Origin of the sequence: Phyllobacterium bourgognense (assembly GCF_003337575.1) — a bacterium.
GTDB classification, from domain to species: Bacteria; Pseudomonadota; Alphaproteobacteria; order Rhizobiales; family Rhizobiaceae; genus Phyllobacterium; species Phyllobacterium bourgognense.
Map to the genome: position 1 here is coordinate 1 of NZ_QPJM01000001.1, position 17,909 is coordinate 17,909.

Annotated in this window: 15 protein-coding genes; 10 read left to right on the forward strand and 5 right to left on the reverse strand. The window is 58.4% G+C overall.

Features of this window, described 5'->3' with window-relative positions:
• Positions 1-2,781 (forward strand): GH92 family glycosyl hydrolase (locus C7476_RS00005; RefSeq protein WP_147274587.1); only part of this gene is annotated, 2,781 nt, incomplete at its 5' end.
• A 97-nt stretch (positions 2,782-2,878) separates the two neighbouring features.
• On the opposite strand, the gene C7476_RS00010 is transcribed toward C7476_RS00005, so the two are convergent.
• Positions 2,879-4,507: an alpha-D-glucose phosphate-specific phosphoglucomutase gene (locus C7476_RS00010; RefSeq protein ID WP_114427888.1), complete on the reverse strand. Its 1,629-nt coding sequence runs from the start codon at positions 4,505-4,507 to the stop codon at positions 2,879-2,881.
• Between the two features lie 153 nt (positions 4,508-4,660).
• On the opposite strand from C7476_RS00010, the gene C7476_RS00015 reads away from it, so the two are divergent.
• Positions 4,661-4,921, forward strand: a complete 261-nt coding sequence (locus tag C7476_RS00015) for a type II toxin-antitoxin system Phd/YefM family antitoxin (protein ID WP_114427889.1) — start codon at positions 4,661-4,663, stop codon at positions 4,919-4,921.
• On the forward strand, positions 4,921-5,334 hold the full coding sequence (locus C7476_RS00020) for a type II toxin-antitoxin system VapC family toxin (protein WP_114427890.1): 414 nt from the start codon (positions 4,921-4,923) through the stop codon (positions 5,332-5,334). Before C7476_RS00015 ends, C7476_RS00020 begins: the two co-directional genes overlap by 1 nt.
• Before the next feature lie 46 nt (positions 5,335-5,380).
• Here the strand turns inward: C7476_RS00020 and C7476_RS00025 are convergent, their stop codons facing one another.
• Complete coding sequence (locus tag C7476_RS00025; protein WP_114427891.1) at positions 5,381-5,998, reverse strand: L,D-transpeptidase; 618 nt, start codon at positions 5,996-5,998, stop codon at positions 5,381-5,383.
• Between the two features lie 175 nt (positions 5,999-6,173).
• On the opposite strand from C7476_RS00025, the gene C7476_RS00030 reads away from it, so the two are divergent.
• The gene (locus tag C7476_RS00030; protein WP_114427892.1) at positions 6,174-6,668 is read left to right on the forward strand and encodes an MmcB family DNA repair protein; all 495 of its coding nucleotides are present in this window, start codon (positions 6,174-6,176) and stop codon (positions 6,666-6,668) included.
• A 147-nt stretch (positions 6,669-6,815) separates the two neighbouring features.
• Here C7476_RS00030 and C7476_RS00035 read toward each other — a convergent pair whose 3' ends face one another.
• The 3 genes from C7476_RS00035 to hrpB all read right to left on the reverse strand — a co-directional run bounded on the left by C7476_RS00035 (position 6,816) and on the right by hrpB (position 11,445).
• Positions 6,816-7,379: an ActR/PrrA/RegA family redox response regulator transcription factor gene (locus tag C7476_RS00035; RefSeq protein WP_112525471.1), complete on the reverse strand. Its 564-nt coding sequence runs from the start codon at positions 7,377-7,379 to the stop codon at positions 6,816-6,818.
• Between the two features lie 70 nt (positions 7,380-7,449).
• Complete coding sequence (locus C7476_RS00040) at positions 7,450-8,748, reverse strand: ActS/PrrB/RegB family redox-sensitive histidine kinase (RefSeq protein WP_114427893.1); 1,299 nt, start codon at positions 8,746-8,748, stop codon at positions 7,450-7,452.
• A gap of 252 nt (positions 8,749-9,000) precedes the next feature.
• Positions 9,001-11,445 carry an ATP-dependent helicase HrpB gene (gene hrpB / locus C7476_RS00045; RefSeq protein ID WP_114428497.1) on the reverse strand — a complete coding sequence of 815 codons (2,445 nt, stop codon included), beginning with the start codon at positions 11,443-11,445 and terminating at the stop codon, positions 9,001-9,003.
• Between the two features lie 217 nt (positions 11,446-11,662).
• Here hrpB and C7476_RS00050 point away from each other — a divergent pair, with 217 nt between their 5' ends.
• From C7476_RS00050 to fghA, 6 genes are all read left to right on the forward strand, one after another.
• On the forward strand, positions 11,663-14,248 hold the full coding sequence (locus C7476_RS00050; protein ID WP_114427894.1) for a S10 family serine carboxypeptidase-like protein: 2,586 nt from the start codon (positions 11,663-11,665) through the stop codon (positions 14,246-14,248).
• Between the two features lie 11 nt (positions 14,249-14,259).
• Positions 14,260-14,631 carry a hypothetical protein gene (locus C7476_RS00055; protein WP_114427895.1) on the forward strand — a complete coding sequence of 124 codons (372 nt, stop codon included), beginning with the start codon at positions 14,260-14,262 and terminating at the stop codon, positions 14,629-14,631.
• Between the two features lie 151 nt (positions 14,632-14,782).
• Positions 14,783-15,895 (forward strand): S-(hydroxymethyl)glutathione dehydrogenase/class III alcohol dehydrogenase, encoded by a 1,113-nt coding sequence (locus C7476_RS00060; protein ID WP_114427896.1) that lies wholly within the window; start codon positions 14,783-14,785, stop codon positions 15,893-15,895.
• A complete protein-coding gene (locus tag C7476_RS00065) occupies positions 15,895-16,365 on the forward strand; it encodes a GNAT family N-acetyltransferase (RefSeq protein ID WP_114427897.1) in 471 nt (156 codons plus the stop codon). Before C7476_RS00060 ends, C7476_RS00065 begins: the two co-directional genes overlap by 1 nt.
• A gap of 6 nt (positions 16,366-16,371) precedes the next feature.
• Positions 16,372-17,022, forward strand: coding sequence for a DUF1345 domain-containing protein (locus C7476_RS00070; RefSeq protein ID WP_114427898.1), 651 nt, complete (start codon positions 16,372-16,374; stop codon positions 17,020-17,022).
• 21 nt (positions 17,023-17,043) lie between these two features.
• A complete protein-coding gene (fghA, locus tag C7476_RS00075; RefSeq protein ID WP_114427899.1) occupies positions 17,044-17,877 on the forward strand; it encodes an S-formylglutathione hydrolase in 834 nt (277 codons plus the stop codon).
• Positions 17,878-17,909 lie beyond the last annotated feature (32 nt).

Consider the following 17,909-nt stretch of genomic DNA (forward strand, 5'->3'; position numbering starts at 1 on the left):
CAGCTGGCGCTCGACGCCGCCAACAAGCTTGGCGCGAGTGCCACCGACGATTTCAAGACGCGCATCTCCGCGCTGGAAGCGGCGGTTGAAAAGCTCAAATTCGAACCGCAATTGCTGGCGGATTATGTCAATACGACACGTGGTTCCATAAATCACGACTATGCCAGTGACGGCGTTGCGCGCGGCAATACTTTTCCTGCCACTGCCATGCCTTTCGGCTTCAATATGTGGACGCCCGTCAACAAATCCAATCGGGATTGGTTCTACGACGTCACCTCAAACTCCATGCAAGGCTTCGCAGTCACGCATGAAGCCAGCGGGCACAATGGCAACCACCAGGCTTTGAAATTCATGCCCGTTGGGGACGAAACCAGGGTGAGCGCCGGCGAACCATTCGAACGCAAGGACGAAATCGCAAAGGCGCACTATTATGGTGTGACCTTTAAAAACGGCATGAAAACCGAAATCACGCCGACCCATCATGCCGCCTATGTGCGCTTTACCGCGCCAGCGGCTTTCACAAAGACCACGATCGCTTTCGACCAATTCGTCGGCAATGGTTTGCAGAAAATCGACAAGGAGAAAGGCACGATTTCAGGAGAAACCCATCACCAACACGACGTGCATACGCCGAAATTATACTTTTTTGTCAGGTTCGACAGCCCGATAACGAACTTCAAGAACACTTCGTCAAGTGTTGCCAAGGGTTGGGTACAATTCGACACGCCCACCGATAATAAGGTGGTAGGCATGCGCATGGCGACCTCGTTCATCAGCGAGGCGCAGGCCGAAGAAAACCTCAATCAGGAAATCCCGGCCGCCAAGAACTTCGACGATGTCCTGGAATTGGCGCAGGCCGCCTGGAATGAAAGGCTGAATACGATTCAGGTGGACGGTGCGACCGAGGACCAGAAGATTATTCTCTATTCCAATATGTATCGCGCTTTCCTTTACCCCAACTCCGCCTGGGAAAAGGTCAAGGGCGCGGACGGCAGGTACGAGGCGAAATATTCCAGCCCCTACACGGACGATGACAAGATCAAGAAGGGCAAGATCTGGGTCGGTAACGGCTTTTGGGATACGTACCGTACCACTTGGCCGCTTTATACGCTGCTTAATCCGAACGAAGCGGGCGAAATGCTCGATGGTTTCGTCAATGGCTACAAAGATGGAGGCTGGACGACCAGATGGTCCAATCCCGGCTACCGCGATTCCATGGTTGCGACCAGCCTCGACGTTATCCTTGCCGATGCCTACATGAAGGGCGTACGCAATTTCGATGTCGATGCTGCCTACAAATCCATGCTGCGCAATGCCACCGCCTATAGCTATCAAAATGATCGGGGCCGTAAGGGCATGGATCAAATGCCGTTCTACGGTCACAAGCCCGGAGGAGGCGAGGCCGTCGCCTGGTCTCTGGAAGCCTATCTCAACGACTTCGGCATTTCCGAGATTGCAAAAGCCCTCGGCAAGACGGACGACGCCGCCTATCTTGCCAACCGGGCGATCAGCTATCCCAATATTTTCGATTCCACTTCTACAGGGACATGGGCAGACGGCTGGTTCCGTACGAAGTACACGAATGGAAACTGGGACACAGGACCCTCGTCGCCACAGACCTGGGGTTACGGCTACACCGAGGGCAATGCCTGGTCCTATGCTTTCCTTGCACCGCAGGACGGCCAGGGCTTGGCCAATCTCTATGGCGGGCGCGACAAGCTGAAAATCAAACTCGACAAGTTTTTCGCAACCAGACCGGGCAGCGATGGCGGTAGCTACGGCATGATCCACGAAGTCAGGGAAGCCTTGGAGGTCTACAACAAAGCCCCCCTTCTCGGCGAATATCAGCATTCCAACCAGACCGTGCACCACTCCATCTATATGTACAACTACGCCGGAGCGCCTTCAGGCACGCAAAACCTTGTGCGTGAAGTCATGGACAAGCTCTATTTCACCGGCTTCGACAAAAGCGGCGTGTCCAACGGCGAGGGCTATATCGGTGATGAGGACAACGGCGAGCAGTCGGCTTGGTATGTCCTCTCCGCCATGGGCTTCTATCCGGTGAGCATGGGCCGACCGGAATATGCCATTGGTGCGCCATACTTCCCGAAAATGACAATTGGTCTGCGCGATGCAGATGGGGTGACGAACAGGCTCAACATCAAAGCGCCCAATGTCAATGCCGCCAACCGCTATGTGCAGGCGGTGCGGCTCAATGGTATGGCGGTTACCCGCAACTATTTGCTTCATATGGAAATTGCCAAGGGAGGGACTCTCGAATTCGATATGGGCCCCAACCCTTCACAATGGGGAACCGGCGAAAACGATGTTCCGACATCGATAACTAAGCCAGGCGTCAAACCCTCGCCGCTGCAATCGCTGCTGCCGCAAGGCAATTATGATGTGACTTCTACGCCTGCAGCAAATTCTGTCCGTATCTTTGACCGGACATCAGGCACCGAATGGGCAAGCGATACGGGCGCCCCGACTATCAACGTCGCTCTGAAGGCGAGCAAGGCGGCGACACCGGTCAGCATCTATACGCTGACCGACGGAAGCGATGTTACCAAAAGCCCGAAGAGCTGGACTTTCAAGGGTTCCAATGACGGCATCACCTGGGTCGAACTGGACAAGCGGGAGAATCAGACATTCCTCTGGCCCCGCCAGACCCGCCCCTTCGTCCTGAAAAATCCGGCGACCTACAAGCAGTACCGGCTGGAGCTGGGAACTGGCGCGGTTACCATCGCCGAGTTCGAACTATTGGGGAATGCGCCCCAATAGACGAAACAGAGGCGGCCTTAGGACCAGCCCTGCTATCGACTTCCAACGCTCAACAAAAAAGGCCGCGATGCGGCCCTTTCAGTGTTCGTATAACATATCACGTAATCACACTCGGCTCATCACGCCCCGTATGCCCTTTGATATCGGCAAGGTCGTGCGCGGAGCGGATGAGATCGGCGAGCGCGCCCTGCGTTTCGAGATCGTGGCGCTTCGGGTCGGGTTCGTAGCGCTCGATGTAGACGCGGATCGTAGCGCCGGAGGTGCCGGTGCCCGACAGGCGGAAGACGACGCGCGAGCCGCCTTCGAACAGGACGCGGATGCCCTGGTTCTTGCTCACCGATTTGTCGACCGGATCGTGATAGGCGAAGTCATCGGCATGCGTGATCTTGAGGCACTGGACCGAAGTGCCGGGAAGCGTTGGCAGCTTGGCGCGCAGATCGTCCATCAGCTTGTTGGCGCCGGCCGTATCGACGCCTTCATAATCGTGGCGCGAATAATAGTTGCGACCGTAGGTCGCCCAATGTTCGTGTGCGATCTCCTGGACACTGACCTTGCGCACGGCAAGGATATTGAGCCAGAGCAGCACCGCCCAAAGGCCATCCTTCTCGCGCACATGATTGGAGCCGGTGCCGGAGCTTTCCTCGCCGCAGATCGTCGCCATATCCGCATCGAGCAGATTGCCGAAGAATTTCCAGCCGGTCGGGGTTTCATACATGCCGATCTTCAGCTTTTCCGCGACACGGTCCGCTGCCCCGCTGGTCGGCATGGAACGGGCAATGCCCTTGAGGCCAGCCTTGTAGCCGGGGGCGAGATGCGCATTGGCCGCAAGCATGGCGAGCGAATCGGAAGGCGTGATGAAGATGCCTTTGCCGATGATGAGGTTGCGGTCGCCATCGCCATCGGAGGCCGCGCCGAAATCAGGACCATTTGGAGACATCAGAAGATCGTAGAGATCCTTGGCATAGACGAGGTTGGGGTCGGGATGATGCCCGCCGAAATCTTCGAGCGGCACGAAATTGATGCAGGTGCCTTCCGGCGCGCCGAGGCGATGCTCAAGGATTTCCTTGCCATAAGGCCCCGTGACCGCATGCATGGAATCGAAGCGCAGGGTAAAGCCCGACTTGATCAAGGCACGGATCGCATCGAAGTCGAACAGCTGTTCCATCAGCTCGGCATAATCGGCGACGGGGTCGATGATCTCGACATCCATGTCGCCGATCTTCTGCGTGCCGATCGTGTCGATATCGATATCCGGCGCATCGGCGATCAAGTATTGCGTGATCGTCTTGGAGCGGGCGAAGATCGCCTCGGTGATCTTTTCGGGAGCAGGTCCGCCATTGCCTATATTGTACTTGATGCCGAAATCCTCGGTCGGGCCGCCGGGATTGTGGCTGGCCGAAAGGACAAGCCCGCCGAAAGCCTTGTATTTGCGGATGACATTGGAGGCTGCCGGCGTCGACAGGATGCCGCCCTTGCCGACGAGGGCGCGCCCGAAGCCATTGGCCGCAGCCATCTTGACGGCGATCTGCACCACTTCGCGATTGTAGTAGCGACCGTCGCCGCCGATCACCAAGGTCTCGCCCTTGAAGCCTTCAAGCGAATCGAACACCGACTGGATGAAGTTCTCGACGTAGTTTTCTTGGCTGAACTCCGGGACCTTCTTGCGCAAGCCCGATGTTCCGGGCTTCTGGTCGTCAAACGGCTTGGTGGCAACGGTCTTGAACATATATCATTCCAGTCTCTGCTATGTTTCTGCGTCAATCTATGGGCCGGTCGTGTATCAGGTCAACACGACAGAATTTCGAAGACACGATGCAATAAGCGCAACTTGATGGCAGCGCCCAAACGTAGTAACGTAGCTACAATTATAGGAGGCGTCATGGGTATTACCACAATCTCCAGTAGAGAGTTCAATCAGCATGCCAGCGAAGCCAAAAAAAAAGCGAAGGATGGACCTGTGTTCATTACCGATCGCGGCAGGCCTGCGCACGTGCTTTTGAGTATCGAGGAGTACAGAAAGCTGACAGGCCGTGGAAAAAGCCTCTTGGAGGCTTTGGCTCAGCCGGGAGGGCCGGAGTATGATTTTGACGTGGAGTTTCCCCGTGTTGACTTCAAATTGAAGCCTGCTGATTTTTCCTGATGTTCATTCTGGATACGAATGTTATTTCAGAGTTACGCCGCCCAAAGAAAGCTGACCCAAACGTCGTAAAATGGGCATCGGCACATGTCCAAGCCAGTTTCTTCCTGTCTTCAATGACCGTTATGGAACTTGAGATAGGCGTATTGCTCACGGAAAGGCGAGATGCCATGCAAGGGGCCATGTTGCGCACGTGGCTGGAGACGATCGTTCTGCCGGATTTTGCCGAAAGAATTCTTGTATTCGACGCGGAAGTCGCCCTTTGCTGTGCGGGTCTGCACGTGCCCAATCCGAAATCCGAGCGCGATGCATTTATTGCCGCGACGGCGCTCGTCCATGGTATGATCGTCGTCACCCGAAACGTCGCCGATTTCAAATCCACCGGCGTTCAGGTATTCAACCCCTGGAACGAATAAAGGCCGCTCGAGAGCGGCCTTCTCAATGGGTTGCTGAGCCAGCAAATTATCTGACGATGACCTTGGCGCCGACTTCTGCGCGGTTATAAAGATCCATGATGTCCTGGTTCATCAGGCGGATACAGCCGGAAGACATGGCCTTGCCGATCGACCACCATTCCGGGGTGCCGTGCAGGCGGTAGCCGGTGTCACCGCCCTTGTTGAACAGGTAGAGCGCGCGGGCGCCAAGCGGGTTGGTGATGCCCGGGTCCATGCCGTCGCGGAATTCCGCAAGCTTGGGCTGGCGCTGGATCATCTCGCGCGGCGGTGTCCATGTCGGCCATTCGCGTTTCATCGCGACGCGCGCGGTACCGTGCCATTCAAAACCCTGCTTGCCGACACCGATGCCGTAACGCATCGCCTTGCCGCCGCCGAGCACATAATAGAGATATTTCGCACCCGTATCGACGATGATCGTCCCCGGGGCCTCGCTGCCATCGTAGTTGACTTGCTGGCGCAAATATTGCGGCGGGATCTTGGAGCGGGGAACAGCGGGAATCACGTAGCCGGCATCGACGACGGAATTGTAGGAGGCAGTGGAATAGCTGAAACCGATCGTAGAACAGCCGGTCAAGGCAGTTGTAGCCATCAGCCCAACTGCGAGGACGATAGTCTTGAGTTGCATGGTCACCCCAATGTTAAAGCGAATCTATGTGCGTTTTCTTGTGTTGCCTCTCTAGCGCCATTATTGTTAATGGCTGATTAACCGTAAAGCGAAGTTTTTCGTTAACCTGTCAATCCTCAACCGGGCGGTGTAGTTTTTTTGCCATGGTTGCAAATTTGCCGATATTCTGCGGATCATGCCTCTAGTCAGCCTGGGTCAGACAAGCCCGCTCATCGATGGGCGGCAATCGGAAAACGCCATGCTGGTGCGCCGCGGCGTGCAGCGGCTTTTTCTCGAACTCGGGCTTGCGGTGATGCCGGAATTGCCTTTGGCGTCCGGTCGGCGCGCCGACCTTGTGGCTCTGACCCGCAGCGGCGAAATCTGGATCGTCGAGATCAAATCCTCGATCGAGGACTGGAGGGTGGATCGCAAATGGCCGATCTATCGCGCGCATTGCGACCGGCTGTTCTTCGCCACGCATCCGGGTGTTCCGGCGGACATTTTCCCCGATGATTGCGGGTTCATTCTTTCGGACGGCTACGGCGCCGAGATCATCCGCGATGCGCCGGAGCACAAGCTTGCAACCGCAACCCGCAAGGCGATGACGCTGCGGTTTGCCCGTGTGAGTGCAGCGCGCATGACGCTGGCGGAACTGTCGGGGATAGATCTGCCTGAAACGGATATGGAGTAGGCTCTATCGATATTCATGCCATGGCGGCCTGCAAATGGCATTTTCTGCGCTTCCGGCGCTCATGAACCCAAAAGTTCACTGCGCTCCGGTTCTCGAAAATACCATTTTCGGCTCCCCCTGACCTGAATCTCAACAGACCCTGGAGCTCTATCGCGGCGCGCGCTTGGCCAGAATACGCTGCAAGGTGCGGCGGTGCATGTTGAGGCGGCGGGCCGTTTCGGAAACATTGCGGTCGCACATCTCGTAGACGCGCTGGATATGTTCCCAACGAACCCTGTCTGCCGACATTGGGTTTTCGGGCGGGGCGACCTTTTCACCGGAACGCCGCGTCAATGCCGCAAAGACTTCATCAGCATCGGCCGGCTTCGACAGGTAATCGATGGCGCCGAGTTTGACCGCATTGACCGCGGTCGCGATGTTACCGTACCCGGTAAGGATAACGGCACGCGTGTCTTCGCGCCGGGCGCGGATAGCCTCGATAATGTCGAGACCGTTGCCGTCGCCGAGCCGCATGTCGACCACCGCATAGGCCGGGGCGTGGGTCTTGACGCTGGCAAGTCCGGCTTCGACCGAATCGGCAATGGCGACGGTGAAGCCTCGCGTTTCCATGGCGCGTGCAAGACGCTGCAAGAACGGCTTGTCGTCATCGACAAGAAGAAGTGTCGGATCGCCGCCTATGGCTGCAATATCGTCCTGATCCGTGTTTTCCATCAGGGTTTCCTGCTCATTTTTTATATTATTCGTTGTTAATGGTTCGCAATGAACAAAAAGTCAAAGATTATCAATCGGCAGCGAGTTGATTGCGCGGCCAGCTCACGATGACCTCGGCACCCTGGCCCGGATCGTTGCGATTGCGGAAGGTAATCGTCGCGCCCGAACGCTCCAAAAGCGTCTTGGCGATGAACAGCCCAAGCCCGAGCCCGCCACCATGTTCGTTGATTTCGCGGTCGCGGCCGGTGGTGTAGGGCTCGCCGATCCGGTCAAGAATTTCGGCGGCAAAACCCTGGCCATCGTCGCTGACGATGATCTCCACGGTCCTGTCGGTCCAGCCCCAGCTCACCTCGATTGTCGCCCTGGCAAAATCAATCGCGTTCTCGACCAGATTGCCTAGCCCGTAGATGATGCCGGGATTACGCCGGATGATCGGCTCGACACCTTCGCCCCTCAGCTTCTTGACCACGATATTGATACCAAAGTTGCGGTTGGGCTCGATGACTTCCTCGATGAGCGAGGAGATCCTCAACCGCGACATGTGTTCTTCGCTGGTTGAGGACAGGCTGGTCAGCCGCTTCAGAATCTCGCGGCAACGGTCGGTCTGCGAACGCAGAAGCTCGATGTCTTCGGCAAAACGGTCATCCTGTTTCAGGCTCCGCTCCATTTCCTTGGCGACGAGGGCGATCGTCGCAAGCGGAGTGCCGAGCTCATGCGCGGCGGCGGCGGCAAGTCCATCCAGCGCAGAGAGATGTTGCTCGCGCTGCAGGATCAGCTCCGTCGCAGTCAGCGCATCGGCGAGGAGGCGCGCCTCTTCCGCGACACGATAGGCATAGACGGCGGTGAAGGCGAGGGCGGAGACCACCGAACACCAGACGCCGGCAATGAGCACGAAGGGAAGTTGCATGCTCTCGCCGGCATACCAGGGCAGCGGCAGGTAGACATTGGCAAGAACCGTGGCGCAGATGGTGACGAGAAGGCCGAGCGCGATCGTGGCGTAAGCCGGCAGCGAGGTGGCCGAAATGATCACCGGGACGATCATCAGCACCGCGAAGGGGTTCTGCAGTCCGCCGGTCATATAGAGAAGACCCGCCACCTGCAGGATATCGAAGGCGAGGACTGTGACCGCCGCGCGCGGCTCGAGCCGGTGGTTGATGGGATAGCGGAATGACATCAACAGGTTCAGCCACGCCGAACAGGCGATCATCGCGAAACAGATGCTGACCGGGAAGGGAAATTTGAGGTAGAGCGCAACGAAAAGCACCGCTATGCTCTGCCCGGCAACGGCAAGCCAGCGCAGGCGAATGAGCGTCGTCAGCCGTAGCCGCCGCGACAGATAAGATGAGCGTATGCCGAAATCCTGAACCATGCGGGAGCTTTAGAACAAACGGAGTGCAAAGGGAATTGTGGAGTTGCGTTGCTTAGCCAACGATCGGCATTCCAGATGTCGTGGTTCGACAAGCTCACCATGAGGGAGGTGGTGGTTGCAGGGAGCCAGGGTCGGCGACGCCGATGGTTGTCTTGCAGCCCACAGATTTCCCTCATGGTGAGCTTGTCGAACCACGCACAGCGCCAATGCTGAATAGTAGGTTCAGCATTGGCGGAAACGGCAACACGAGGCTCAAGTCCCGCGTGGCTTTGCCCTTGCGGTCGGCGATGCATTTGCCGGATCCTCCGGCCAGACATGCCTCGGATAGCGGCCGCGCATGTCGCTGCGCACATCGGCCCAAGAACCTCTCCAGAAGCCGGGAAGATCGCGTGTAATCTGGATCGGGCGATGTGCGGGCGACAGGAGTTCAAGCAGGAGCGGGATGGTACCGCCGGCAATGGCGGGATGCATGCCAAGACCGAAGAGCTCCTGCACACGCACGCTCAGGACCGGTTCCCCTTCATCGTAGCGGATCGGGATATTCGAGCCGGTCGGCACTTCGAAATGGGTCGGTGCGAGCGTGTCGATCTTGCGTTGCAGATCGTAAGGAACAGCTGAGCGCAGCCCCTCGATCAGCGCATGGGCGGGGATCTGGCTCAAGTGTGCAGTGCCCTTGAGGAAGGGCAACAGCCAATCATCCACCGACGCGATGAGAGCATCGTCATCCATGGCAGGCCAGGGCGAACCGAGCCCCTGATGCAGCCAGGCGAGCCGGCGGCGCAGGATCGTCGCTTCCTTCGACCATGGCAGAATGCCCGGACCATGCGCGCGAACGGCGGCGATGACGCCAAGATCAGCCTCCTCGCCTGTAGGTGCAGGCAAGGTCTTTTCGGAAAGGGCAATCGCGCCGATGCGGGTGGCGTCACGCGCCTGCAGGGCGTTGCGGGTCGGATCGTAGGTCACCTGCCGGCCGCTGACGATGCGGGTTGCCAAGGCATCGCGGATTTCGCCTTCGGTAACTTCCGCAGCGGCAAGAATGCGTGCGCGCCCCGCACGCCCGGCGAGATCAGCCACGACCAGCCATGGCGACTTCGCCAGCGATGTGGCGGGGTCAACCTCGCCGCCACGACCATTGGCAAGGGTGAACTGGCCATTGCCACGCGCCTTGGCGATGCGGTCAGGATAGGCGCCGATGAGCAGGCGCCCGACACTGTCCGGATCTGCCGCAGCGCCGCCATTCCCGGCCAGCCGCCTCGCCAAGGATCGCGCCCGCGTAGCCCGGTCGCCGCCCTCGCGCTGGAAGCGCGAAAGACGCACATCGAGATCGATATCGTTACCGCCGAGGCCGCGTTCCGTGAGGAGGACGGCAAGCTCCGCCGCCCGGTATGCCTGCCCGCGTTCGCGCGCGGTCAGCACCATATGGGCAAGGCGCGCAGGCAAAGCCAACTTCCGCATCGCGTCGCCCATGGGTGTGACGCGATTGCTTTCCAGCGCTCCGAGATTTTCCAGAAGCAGCTTGGCTTCCTTTATGGCAGGGGCCGGCGGCGCATCGAGAAAGGCGAGGCTGGTTGGGTCCGCAACGCCCCAGGCCGCGCAATCGAGAACCAGACCGGTAAGATCTGCTTCGAGAATTTCCGGCGGGCCGAAGGCTTCCAGCGCCGCGGTCTGTTCGGCTCGCCAGAGGCGCAGCGCGATGCCGGGCTCCGTTCGCCCGGCGCGCCCGGCTCGCTGATCGACTGCCGCACGGGAAGCACGCACGGTTTCCAGACGAGTCAATCCGGTGGCGGGTTCGAATTTCGGCAGACGCGCCAAGCCGCTATCGATGACAACGCGGACGCCATCGATGGTAATCGAAGTTTCGGCGATGGAGGTAGCAAGCACCACTTTGCGCTTGCCGGTCGGCGCGGGTTTGATTGCCGCGTCCTGATCGCGACCTTCGAGTGCACCGTAAAGCGGCGCGATCAGCACGTCGGGGGAGACGCGTCCTTGCAGCGCCTCGGCGGTGCGCTCGATCTCGCGCTGGCCCGGCAGGAAGGCGAGGATGCTACCGGTCTCGTCGGCGAGCGTATCGCGGATGGCCTTGGCCATGGCATCTTCGATCCGTTCGTCGGGGCTGCGTGGCCGGTAGCGAATATCGATGGGGAATGAGCGCCCCTTGCTTTCCAGCACCGGGGCTTCGTTAAGGAGTCTTGCAACGCGCGCGCCATCGAGCGTTGCCGACATCACCAGCAATTTCAGGTCCGGTCGAAGGGCTGCTTGTACATCGAGCGCCAGTGCAAGGCCGAAATCCGCATCGAGGCTGCGCTCGTGGAACTCGTCGAAGAGCACGGCTGCAACCTCTTTAAGATCGGGGTCGTCGAGGATCATCCGCGCAAAGACGCCCTCGGTGACGACGAGGACGCGCGTTTTCGCCGAGACTTTATTCTCAAGCCGCATACGGTAACCGACCGTTGCGCCGACATCCTCACCGAGGAGGCTTGCCATGCGGCTGGCGGCGGCGCGGGCGGCAAGGCGGCGCGGTTCGAGCAGGATGATCGTGCGGTTGTCCCGCCATGGAGCGTCGAGAAGATGCAGCGGAACGAGGGTGGTCTTGCCCGCACCCGGCGGCGCGACCAGCACGGCGGCATTGCCTTCGTTCAACGCATCATCGAGCGACGGCAGGATCTCGGTGACAGGAAGGGCAGGCAGGTCTCTCAAGGCGTTGTATCCGCATTGCAACAATGTGGCGGTTTGACAGGGTTCCTGCTCACAAGTCCAGCAGCTTTTCGAGATCCTTGGTCATCAACAACTGTGTGCACTTCATGAAATGCAACGAGTAAGAGCTTTTTTCTTGCCTGATTAAACTTTAGGCGAATTGTGCAGCGCAGCAAATTTTGAAAGGGTTGTAAGCAATTGTAGTCAGGATTTTGCACTTATGAATTTTCGCGTTTTGCTGCTTTTCGCAGCGCTCGGCCTCAGCGCCTGCAATGGTTCCGGTTCTTCCGATTCCTCCACAACAGCTACGAGTACGTTCGATGCCGAGTCTGCCGCGGCACAGGCGAAGCTCGATGGGCTCAACGCAGACATCGGCCAAAAGACCGCTGCTTTAACTGCCGCCGGAACCAAGCTCACCGAAACCGAACAGGCAGACGCGGCGCTCAGCGCCAAAATCCAGCAGGGTGAAGAACAACTGGCTGGGCTGCTCGTCGCGGCGGCTGCCAAGACCGGGGAAGTCGAAACGGCGAGCACGACGCTCAAAGAGCGGCGGGATGAACTTGCCGGCCTCGAGGGGCCGAACGGCCGGATCGAGATACTGAGCCGGGAAATCGCTGATCTGGAGAAGACGCGCGATGGTCTTGCGGGCATCAAGGACGGTGATCCGGGCGAAATTGCGCGGCTCAAAGGCGATCGCGAGGATTTGGAAAAGCGGTTGCTTGAGCTGAAGGGCGACCCCAACGGCGCGAATGACGAGAAAAGGCTGGGCACGATCAAACTGGCCGAAAAGGAGCTGTCGGCCCGCACAAACGAACTCACCGCCCTGACGGGGGACCCGAAAGACCCGCAGAAGCCGGGCAAGATCAAGCTGGCGATGGATACTCTGGCCACATATGAGGGTACGGGCGGGAAGATCGAAGTAGCCAAGACAGAGCTTGCACGGCTCGACAAGCTGAAGAACGATGCGCTTGAGGATACCAAGACAGCAAAACTCGAAGCAGTGCGCATCCGCAGCAGTGCCTTGATCGAGACCGGACAATTTGCCGAGGCGGCGAAAATCCTCGAGGCAGCGGGCCTGACAACGGACGGCCCGGCGCTTCGCATCGTCGAGGCTTTCGTCAAGGATGGCAAGATCATCGAGGCAGCGGGCGAATTGACGAAGCTCGCGCCGCGCAAATCCGTGGCGGCGCTCTACACCCGCGCCGGCATGGACCAGGAAGCGTATAAGCTTTATGCGCCGCCGGACTTCCAACTGGTCGACAAAACGGAATATGATGGCTCGGCCGGCGCGCAGCTCACTGCTGCCGTGGACGAGAAGCCATCGGTCAAACGCCAAAAGATGATGCTGAACGGCAAGACCTTCTGGTACACAGCATCAGCCGGTCATTTGACCGCCTTTGCCAAGAGCCCGGAAAAACAGGACCCGCAGGCCTCGATCTTCTATACCGCCTATACGCGCGACGATTTGCCGAAGGAGGATCGCCCCGTCACCTTCTTTTTCAACGGCGGGCCAGGCGCGTCATCGATCTATCTGCATCTTACGTCGTGGGCGCCAAAGCGGCTTGTCATCGATGCACCGAAAGTCAAGCCGGAATGGGCTGACAACCCGCCGGAAAAATTCAATCAGGTCGATGACAAGGAATCCCTCATGGATAAAACAGACCTTGTCTTCGTCGATATCATACCAGGCACAGGCTACTCGCAAGCAATCGCTCCAAATACCAATCAGAGCTTCTGGGATGTCACCGCCGATGTGCAACTGTCGCATCGGTTCATTCAGCGCTATGTCAATTACAACCAACGCCAGGAATCGCCAAAATATCTCTATGGCGAATCCTATGCAGGCGGTACCCGTGTACCGAAGCTGGCGCGGGCCATGGAGGAGGCAGGCGAGAAAGGCTTTGACGCCAGCCAGGCTGGCGCAAGAACCAAGGTTTTGACTGGCGTCGTCTTCCATTCGCCTGGATTTTATGCGGGCGATAACGATGCGGCCATGCTGCCAACGACTGCCATGACTGCGATTGCTATCAAAAAAATCACAATACCGGCAACGACAACGCTCGACGTCTATGCTCAGGAGTTGCGCGGCTTCATGACAGACACTTATTTGCCCGCCCGTGCATCCAAGAAAAATGTCGATATTTCGAAGTATACGGGATCGTCGAGTTCTGCCGCGAAGGATCTCCTACCGGACGTTGTTTTTAACACGTACGATGCCCGGATGTATCTCCTGCGTGGTCATGAGTTTGATCCCGTTGCCGGACCGAGGGAGACGCCGTGGTACAATATAGATTTTTTCGAAGAACGTGCTTTTTACAATGCCATTACTGTGCTTCTTCCTCGCGATACGAACTATAAAGCGACATCATCTTATATCAATGCCTCCTGGAATAGCTGGTATCATCCATCTGCTGGTGCCTTTGAAAGTTGGAAAGGCGGAGAATTGAGAAACGGCTTGTCGGATATTGTAGCTGCACTTGGAATGAATCCTTCGCTCAAGCTTCTCACCGTACATGGCTATTATGATACGGCGACACCTTTTTATCGCACGGAGCTGGATCTCAAAGGTGTCGAGATTGATCCCGTGAAGAAAACCACCCTGCTTGACCGCATTCCGGTGAAGAACTTTGAAGGCGGGCACATGATCTACTATTCGGAAAAGGCGCGCGAGCCGCTGAAGAGGACGCTCGACGAGTTCTACGATGCGCCGCCCTACGGCACGGGGCCGACAATTGTCAAAGCACTCGATCTTGTCACTGCCGCGCCGGTGCAGGGTGCGCCTGTCCCTGCCGTTGCCCTGCATTAGGAGAGCGATCCATGACCATGTCACGTACAATCATCATCGCGCTTCTCTTGACCGCAATGGCCGGATCAACCCAAGCCGGCGATCGCGTCTGGGATCCGGAACCTGGAGCCAAAACGCAAAAGCAGGATGCGGCTTCGATCCAGAAGCAACTCGATCAGGAACTGCGGGCCAAATTCGACGCGGCGGCGAAGTCCAATCACCTTCTCACCGCACAAGCTGCCAGCGATGCCGGCTGGGGCTTCGTCGCCGATCATTTCGCCGAGATCGATCGCGACCACGACGGCTATGCCAGCCTCAGTGAAGCGCAGGCCTTCTTCGATGGCCGCTCGCCCCTGCCTGCCGCCAGAGCAAGAGCTGCGGCGAAAGTGCAGGTGGTGGAGTAGGACCGGGCCCTGACAGAAGGCGTGCCATGGGAGGCGCGCCATTTCCGGCGAGAAATGTCGCCGGTCCGATTGACGACCCTTGGTGCTATCCCGATAGTGCAACCAGCAAATCACTACGTTGCATTGATCGAGACGCATCAGGGAGACAATCATGAAATCGCGCGCCGCCGTTGCCTGGGAAGCCAAGAAACCGCTGACCATCGAAACCATCGAGATCGGCGGTCCCAAGCCCGGCGAGGTGCTGGTGGAGGTCATGGCGACCGGTGTCTGCCATACCGACGCCTACACGCTTTCCGGTCTTGATTCCGAAGGAAAATTCCCGGCCATTCTCGGCCATGAGGGCGCAGGCATCGTGCGCGAGATCGGTGCGGGTGTCACCTCGCTGAAGGTCGGCGATCACGTCATCCCGCTCTATACGCCCGAATGCCGCCAGTGCAAGACGTGCCTGTCGCAGCGCTCCAACCTCTGCACCTCGATCCGCGCGACGCAGGGCCAGGGCGTCATGCCCGACGGCACCAGCCGTTTCTCCTGCGATGGCGGCGAGGTGTTCCATTATATGGGCTGTTCGACCTTCTCGAATTTCACCGTGCTACCGGAGATTGCGCTGGCGAAAGTGCGTGAAGACGCGCCTTTCGACAAGATCTGTTACATCGGCTGCGGCGTCACCACCGGCATCGGCGCTGTCATCTATACCGGCAAGGTATGGCCGGGTGCCAATGTCGTGGTCTTCGGTCTCGGCGGTATCGGGCTCAACGTCATTCAGGGCGCCCGCATGGTCGGCGCCGACAAGATCATCGGTGTCGATCTCAATCCGGGCAAGGTGGCGATGGCCAAAAAGTTCGGCATGACCGATTTCGTCAATCCCAACGAAGTCGGCAACGACAAGGTCGTGCAGGCGATCCAGGACCTGACGGACGGCGGCGCGGATTTCTCCTTCGATGCGACCGGCAATACCAACGTCATGCGCCAGGCGCTGGAATGTTGCCATCGCGGCTGGGGCACCAGCATTGTTATCGGCGTCGCGGAAGCTGGCAAGGAAATCTCGACGCGGCCGTTCCAGCTCGTTACCGGGCGCAACTGGCGCGGCACGGCTTTTGGCGGCGCGCGCGGCCGCACGGACGTGCCGAAAATCGTCGACTGGTACATGGAGGGCAAGATCGACATCGATTCGCTCATCACCCACACCATGCCGCTCGACGAGATCAATACCGCCTTCGACCTCATGCATGAGGGCAAGTCGATCCGCAGCGTCGTGACATTTTGATGGGCGAGAACGTCAAGGTTGTCTTGAGCGGGCTGGACGAGCTTAGCCCGCGCGACCTTTATGACATGCTGAAATTGCGGGTGGATGTGTTCGTAGTCGAGCAGAAATGCCCCTATCCCGAGCTAGACGGCAAGGATGTGGATGCGCTCCATTTGAGGCTGCTTTGCGGGAACGATCTTGTCGGGAGCGTGCGAATCCGCAAGCCCGCAAAAACCGATCCGGCTGCGCGGATAGGCCGGGTTGTCGTTGCGCCTCAACACCGCGGCAAGAAGCTCGGTGACAGGCTGATGGTCGAGGCCATCGCGCAGTGCGAGCGGCTTTATCCCGAGAGCCCGATCAAACTATCGGCGCAAAGCCAGTTGCTGCGGTTTTATGGATCCTTCGGTTTCGTGCCGATCTCGAAGGAATATCTCGAAGACGGGATTCCCCATGTCGACATGCAGCGCCCCGCCGCGCTAACCACGGAGTGAGAAACGATGTGGAAGCGGCATAATCCCTTCTATCTTGCCGCTTTTTTTGGCATCGTCGCTCTCGCTCTGGCGCTGTTCTTCGCGCCACGTATCGCCTATGTCGTGGCTGCCAATGTGTTCTTCGTGATTTATCTGGTTCTCTCCATGATCAAGGTCCGGAAATTGACGCCGGAATACCTGCAGCGCAACGCGGCCAAATCCGATGAACCGGTGTGGATCATTTTTGCGGTGACTTTCGGCACCGTCGTCGTCGCCGTCAGTTCGCTGTTCGTGCTGATCAATTCCAGTGAGGATCCGCATCCTCTTGATCTATCGCTGGCGCTGGCTGCGGTGCCGCTCGGCTGGTTCACCGTGCACATGATGGCGGCCATCCACTATGCCCATCTCTACTGGCAGCCGGACGAGACGGCAGAGGGCGCAAAGCGAGCGCCCCGCAAGCATGTCGGCGGGCTCGCCTTCCCGGGCGACAAGGAGCCAGGCGGTTATGATTTTCTCTATTTCTCATACGTTATCGGCATGACGGCGCAGACATCGGATACTGCCATCACCAGTACAGATATGCGCAAGATTAATCTGCTACACGCCATTGTTTCATACGTGTTCAATACGGTGCTCGTTGCCGCCGCCGTCAACGTCATCGTTTCGCTGGGCCAATAAGAACTTCAAACGGGAATATTCATGGAAACGCTATCTATCGCCAAGAGTTTCGAGGGAATGCAAGGGGTCTATCGCCATCGCAGCGATGCCTGCCAGTGCGACATGACCTTCGCGGTTTTCCTGCCGCCACAGGCAAAGGAGCATCCGGTGCCGCTGCTCTGGTACCTTTCAGGCCTGACCTGCACCCATCAGAATGTCATGGACAAGGGCGAATATCGCCGCGTTGCCGCCGAGCTTGGCATTGCAATCATCTGCCCGGACACCAGCCCGCGCGGCGAGGATGTTCCCGACGAAAAGGACAACTGGCAGTTTGGCAGCGGTGCCGGTTTCTATCTGGATGCCACTCAGGAACCTTGGTCGACGAATTATCGTATGGCGAGCTATATCGCCTATGAACTTCCCGAACTGGTTGCCGCGCAGTTTCCAGTCGACGTGACGCGCCAGAGCATTTTTGGCCACTCCATGGGCGGTCACGGCGCCATTACCCTGGCTCTAAAGAATCCGGAACGCTTCAGGTCGGTGTCCGCCATTGCACCTATTGCTCGGCCGATGGTTGCGGGCTGGTCGCGTCCCGCCTTCGAGAAATATCTCGGCAACGATGAAACGGCATGGCGCGCCTATGACAGTGTGGCATTAATCGAGGACGGCTATCGTGTGCCCGAATTGCTGGTCGACCAAGGGAAGGCCGACGGATTTCTTGATGACGGGCTTCGGCCCTGGCTTCTGGAAGAGGCCTGTGCCAAAGCCGACATCCCGCTGACACTCAACATGCGCGACGGCTACGACCACTCGTATTTCTTTATCTCGACATTCATGGCCGATCATATCGCCTGGCACGCTGACAGACTGTCTTAAACGTCCGCGACCATCTCATCGGTTGTGAGATG

What these genes read in the sequence shown, in the direction of transcription:
- C7476_RS00010 (WP_114427888.1), bottom strand. Translation starts at nt 4,507, where the DNA reads ATGTTCAAGACCGTTGCCACCAAGCCGTTTGACGACCAGAAGCCCGGA.
- C7476_RS00015 (WP_114427889.1), top strand. Translation starts at nt 4,661, where the DNA reads ATGGGTATTACCACAATCTCCAGTAGAGAGTTCAATCAGCATGCCAGC.
- C7476_RS00020 (WP_114427890.1), top strand. Translation starts at nt 4,921, where the DNA reads ATGTTCATTCTGGATACGAATGTTATTTCAGAGTTACGCCGCCCAAAG.
- C7476_RS00025 (WP_114427891.1), bottom strand. Translation starts at nt 5,998, where the DNA reads ATGCAACTCAAGACTATCGTCCTCGCAGTTGGGCTGATGGCTACAACT.
- C7476_RS00030 (WP_114427892.1), top strand. Translation starts at nt 6,174, where the DNA reads ATGCCTCTAGTCAGCCTGGGTCAGACAAGCCCGCTCATCGATGGGCGG.
- C7476_RS00035 (WP_112525471.1), bottom strand. Translation starts at nt 7,379, where the DNA reads ATGGAAAACACGGATCAGGACGATATTGCAGCCATAGGCGGCGATCCG.
- C7476_RS00040 (WP_114427893.1), bottom strand. Translation starts at nt 8,748, where the DNA reads ATGGTTCAGGATTTCGGCATACGCTCATCTTATCTGTCGCGGCGGCTA.
- C7476_RS00050 (WP_114427894.1), top strand. Translation starts at nt 11,663, where the DNA reads ATGAATTTTCGCGTTTTGCTGCTTTTCGCAGCGCTCGGCCTCAGCGCC.
- C7476_RS00055 (WP_114427895.1), top strand. Translation starts at nt 14,260, where the DNA reads ATGACCATGTCACGTACAATCATCATCGCGCTTCTCTTGACCGCAATG.
- C7476_RS00060 (WP_114427896.1), top strand. Translation starts at nt 14,783, where the DNA reads ATGAAATCGCGCGCCGCCGTTGCCTGGGAAGCCAAGAAACCGCTGACC.
- C7476_RS00065 (WP_114427897.1), top strand. Translation starts at nt 15,895, where the DNA reads ATGGGCGAGAACGTCAAGGTTGTCTTGAGCGGGCTGGACGAGCTTAGC.
- C7476_RS00070 (WP_114427898.1), top strand. Translation starts at nt 16,372, where the DNA reads ATGTGGAAGCGGCATAATCCCTTCTATCTTGCCGCTTTTTTTGGCATC.
- fghA (WP_114427899.1), top strand. Translation starts at nt 17,044, where the DNA reads ATGGAAACGCTATCTATCGCCAAGAGTTTCGAGGGAATGCAAGGGGTC.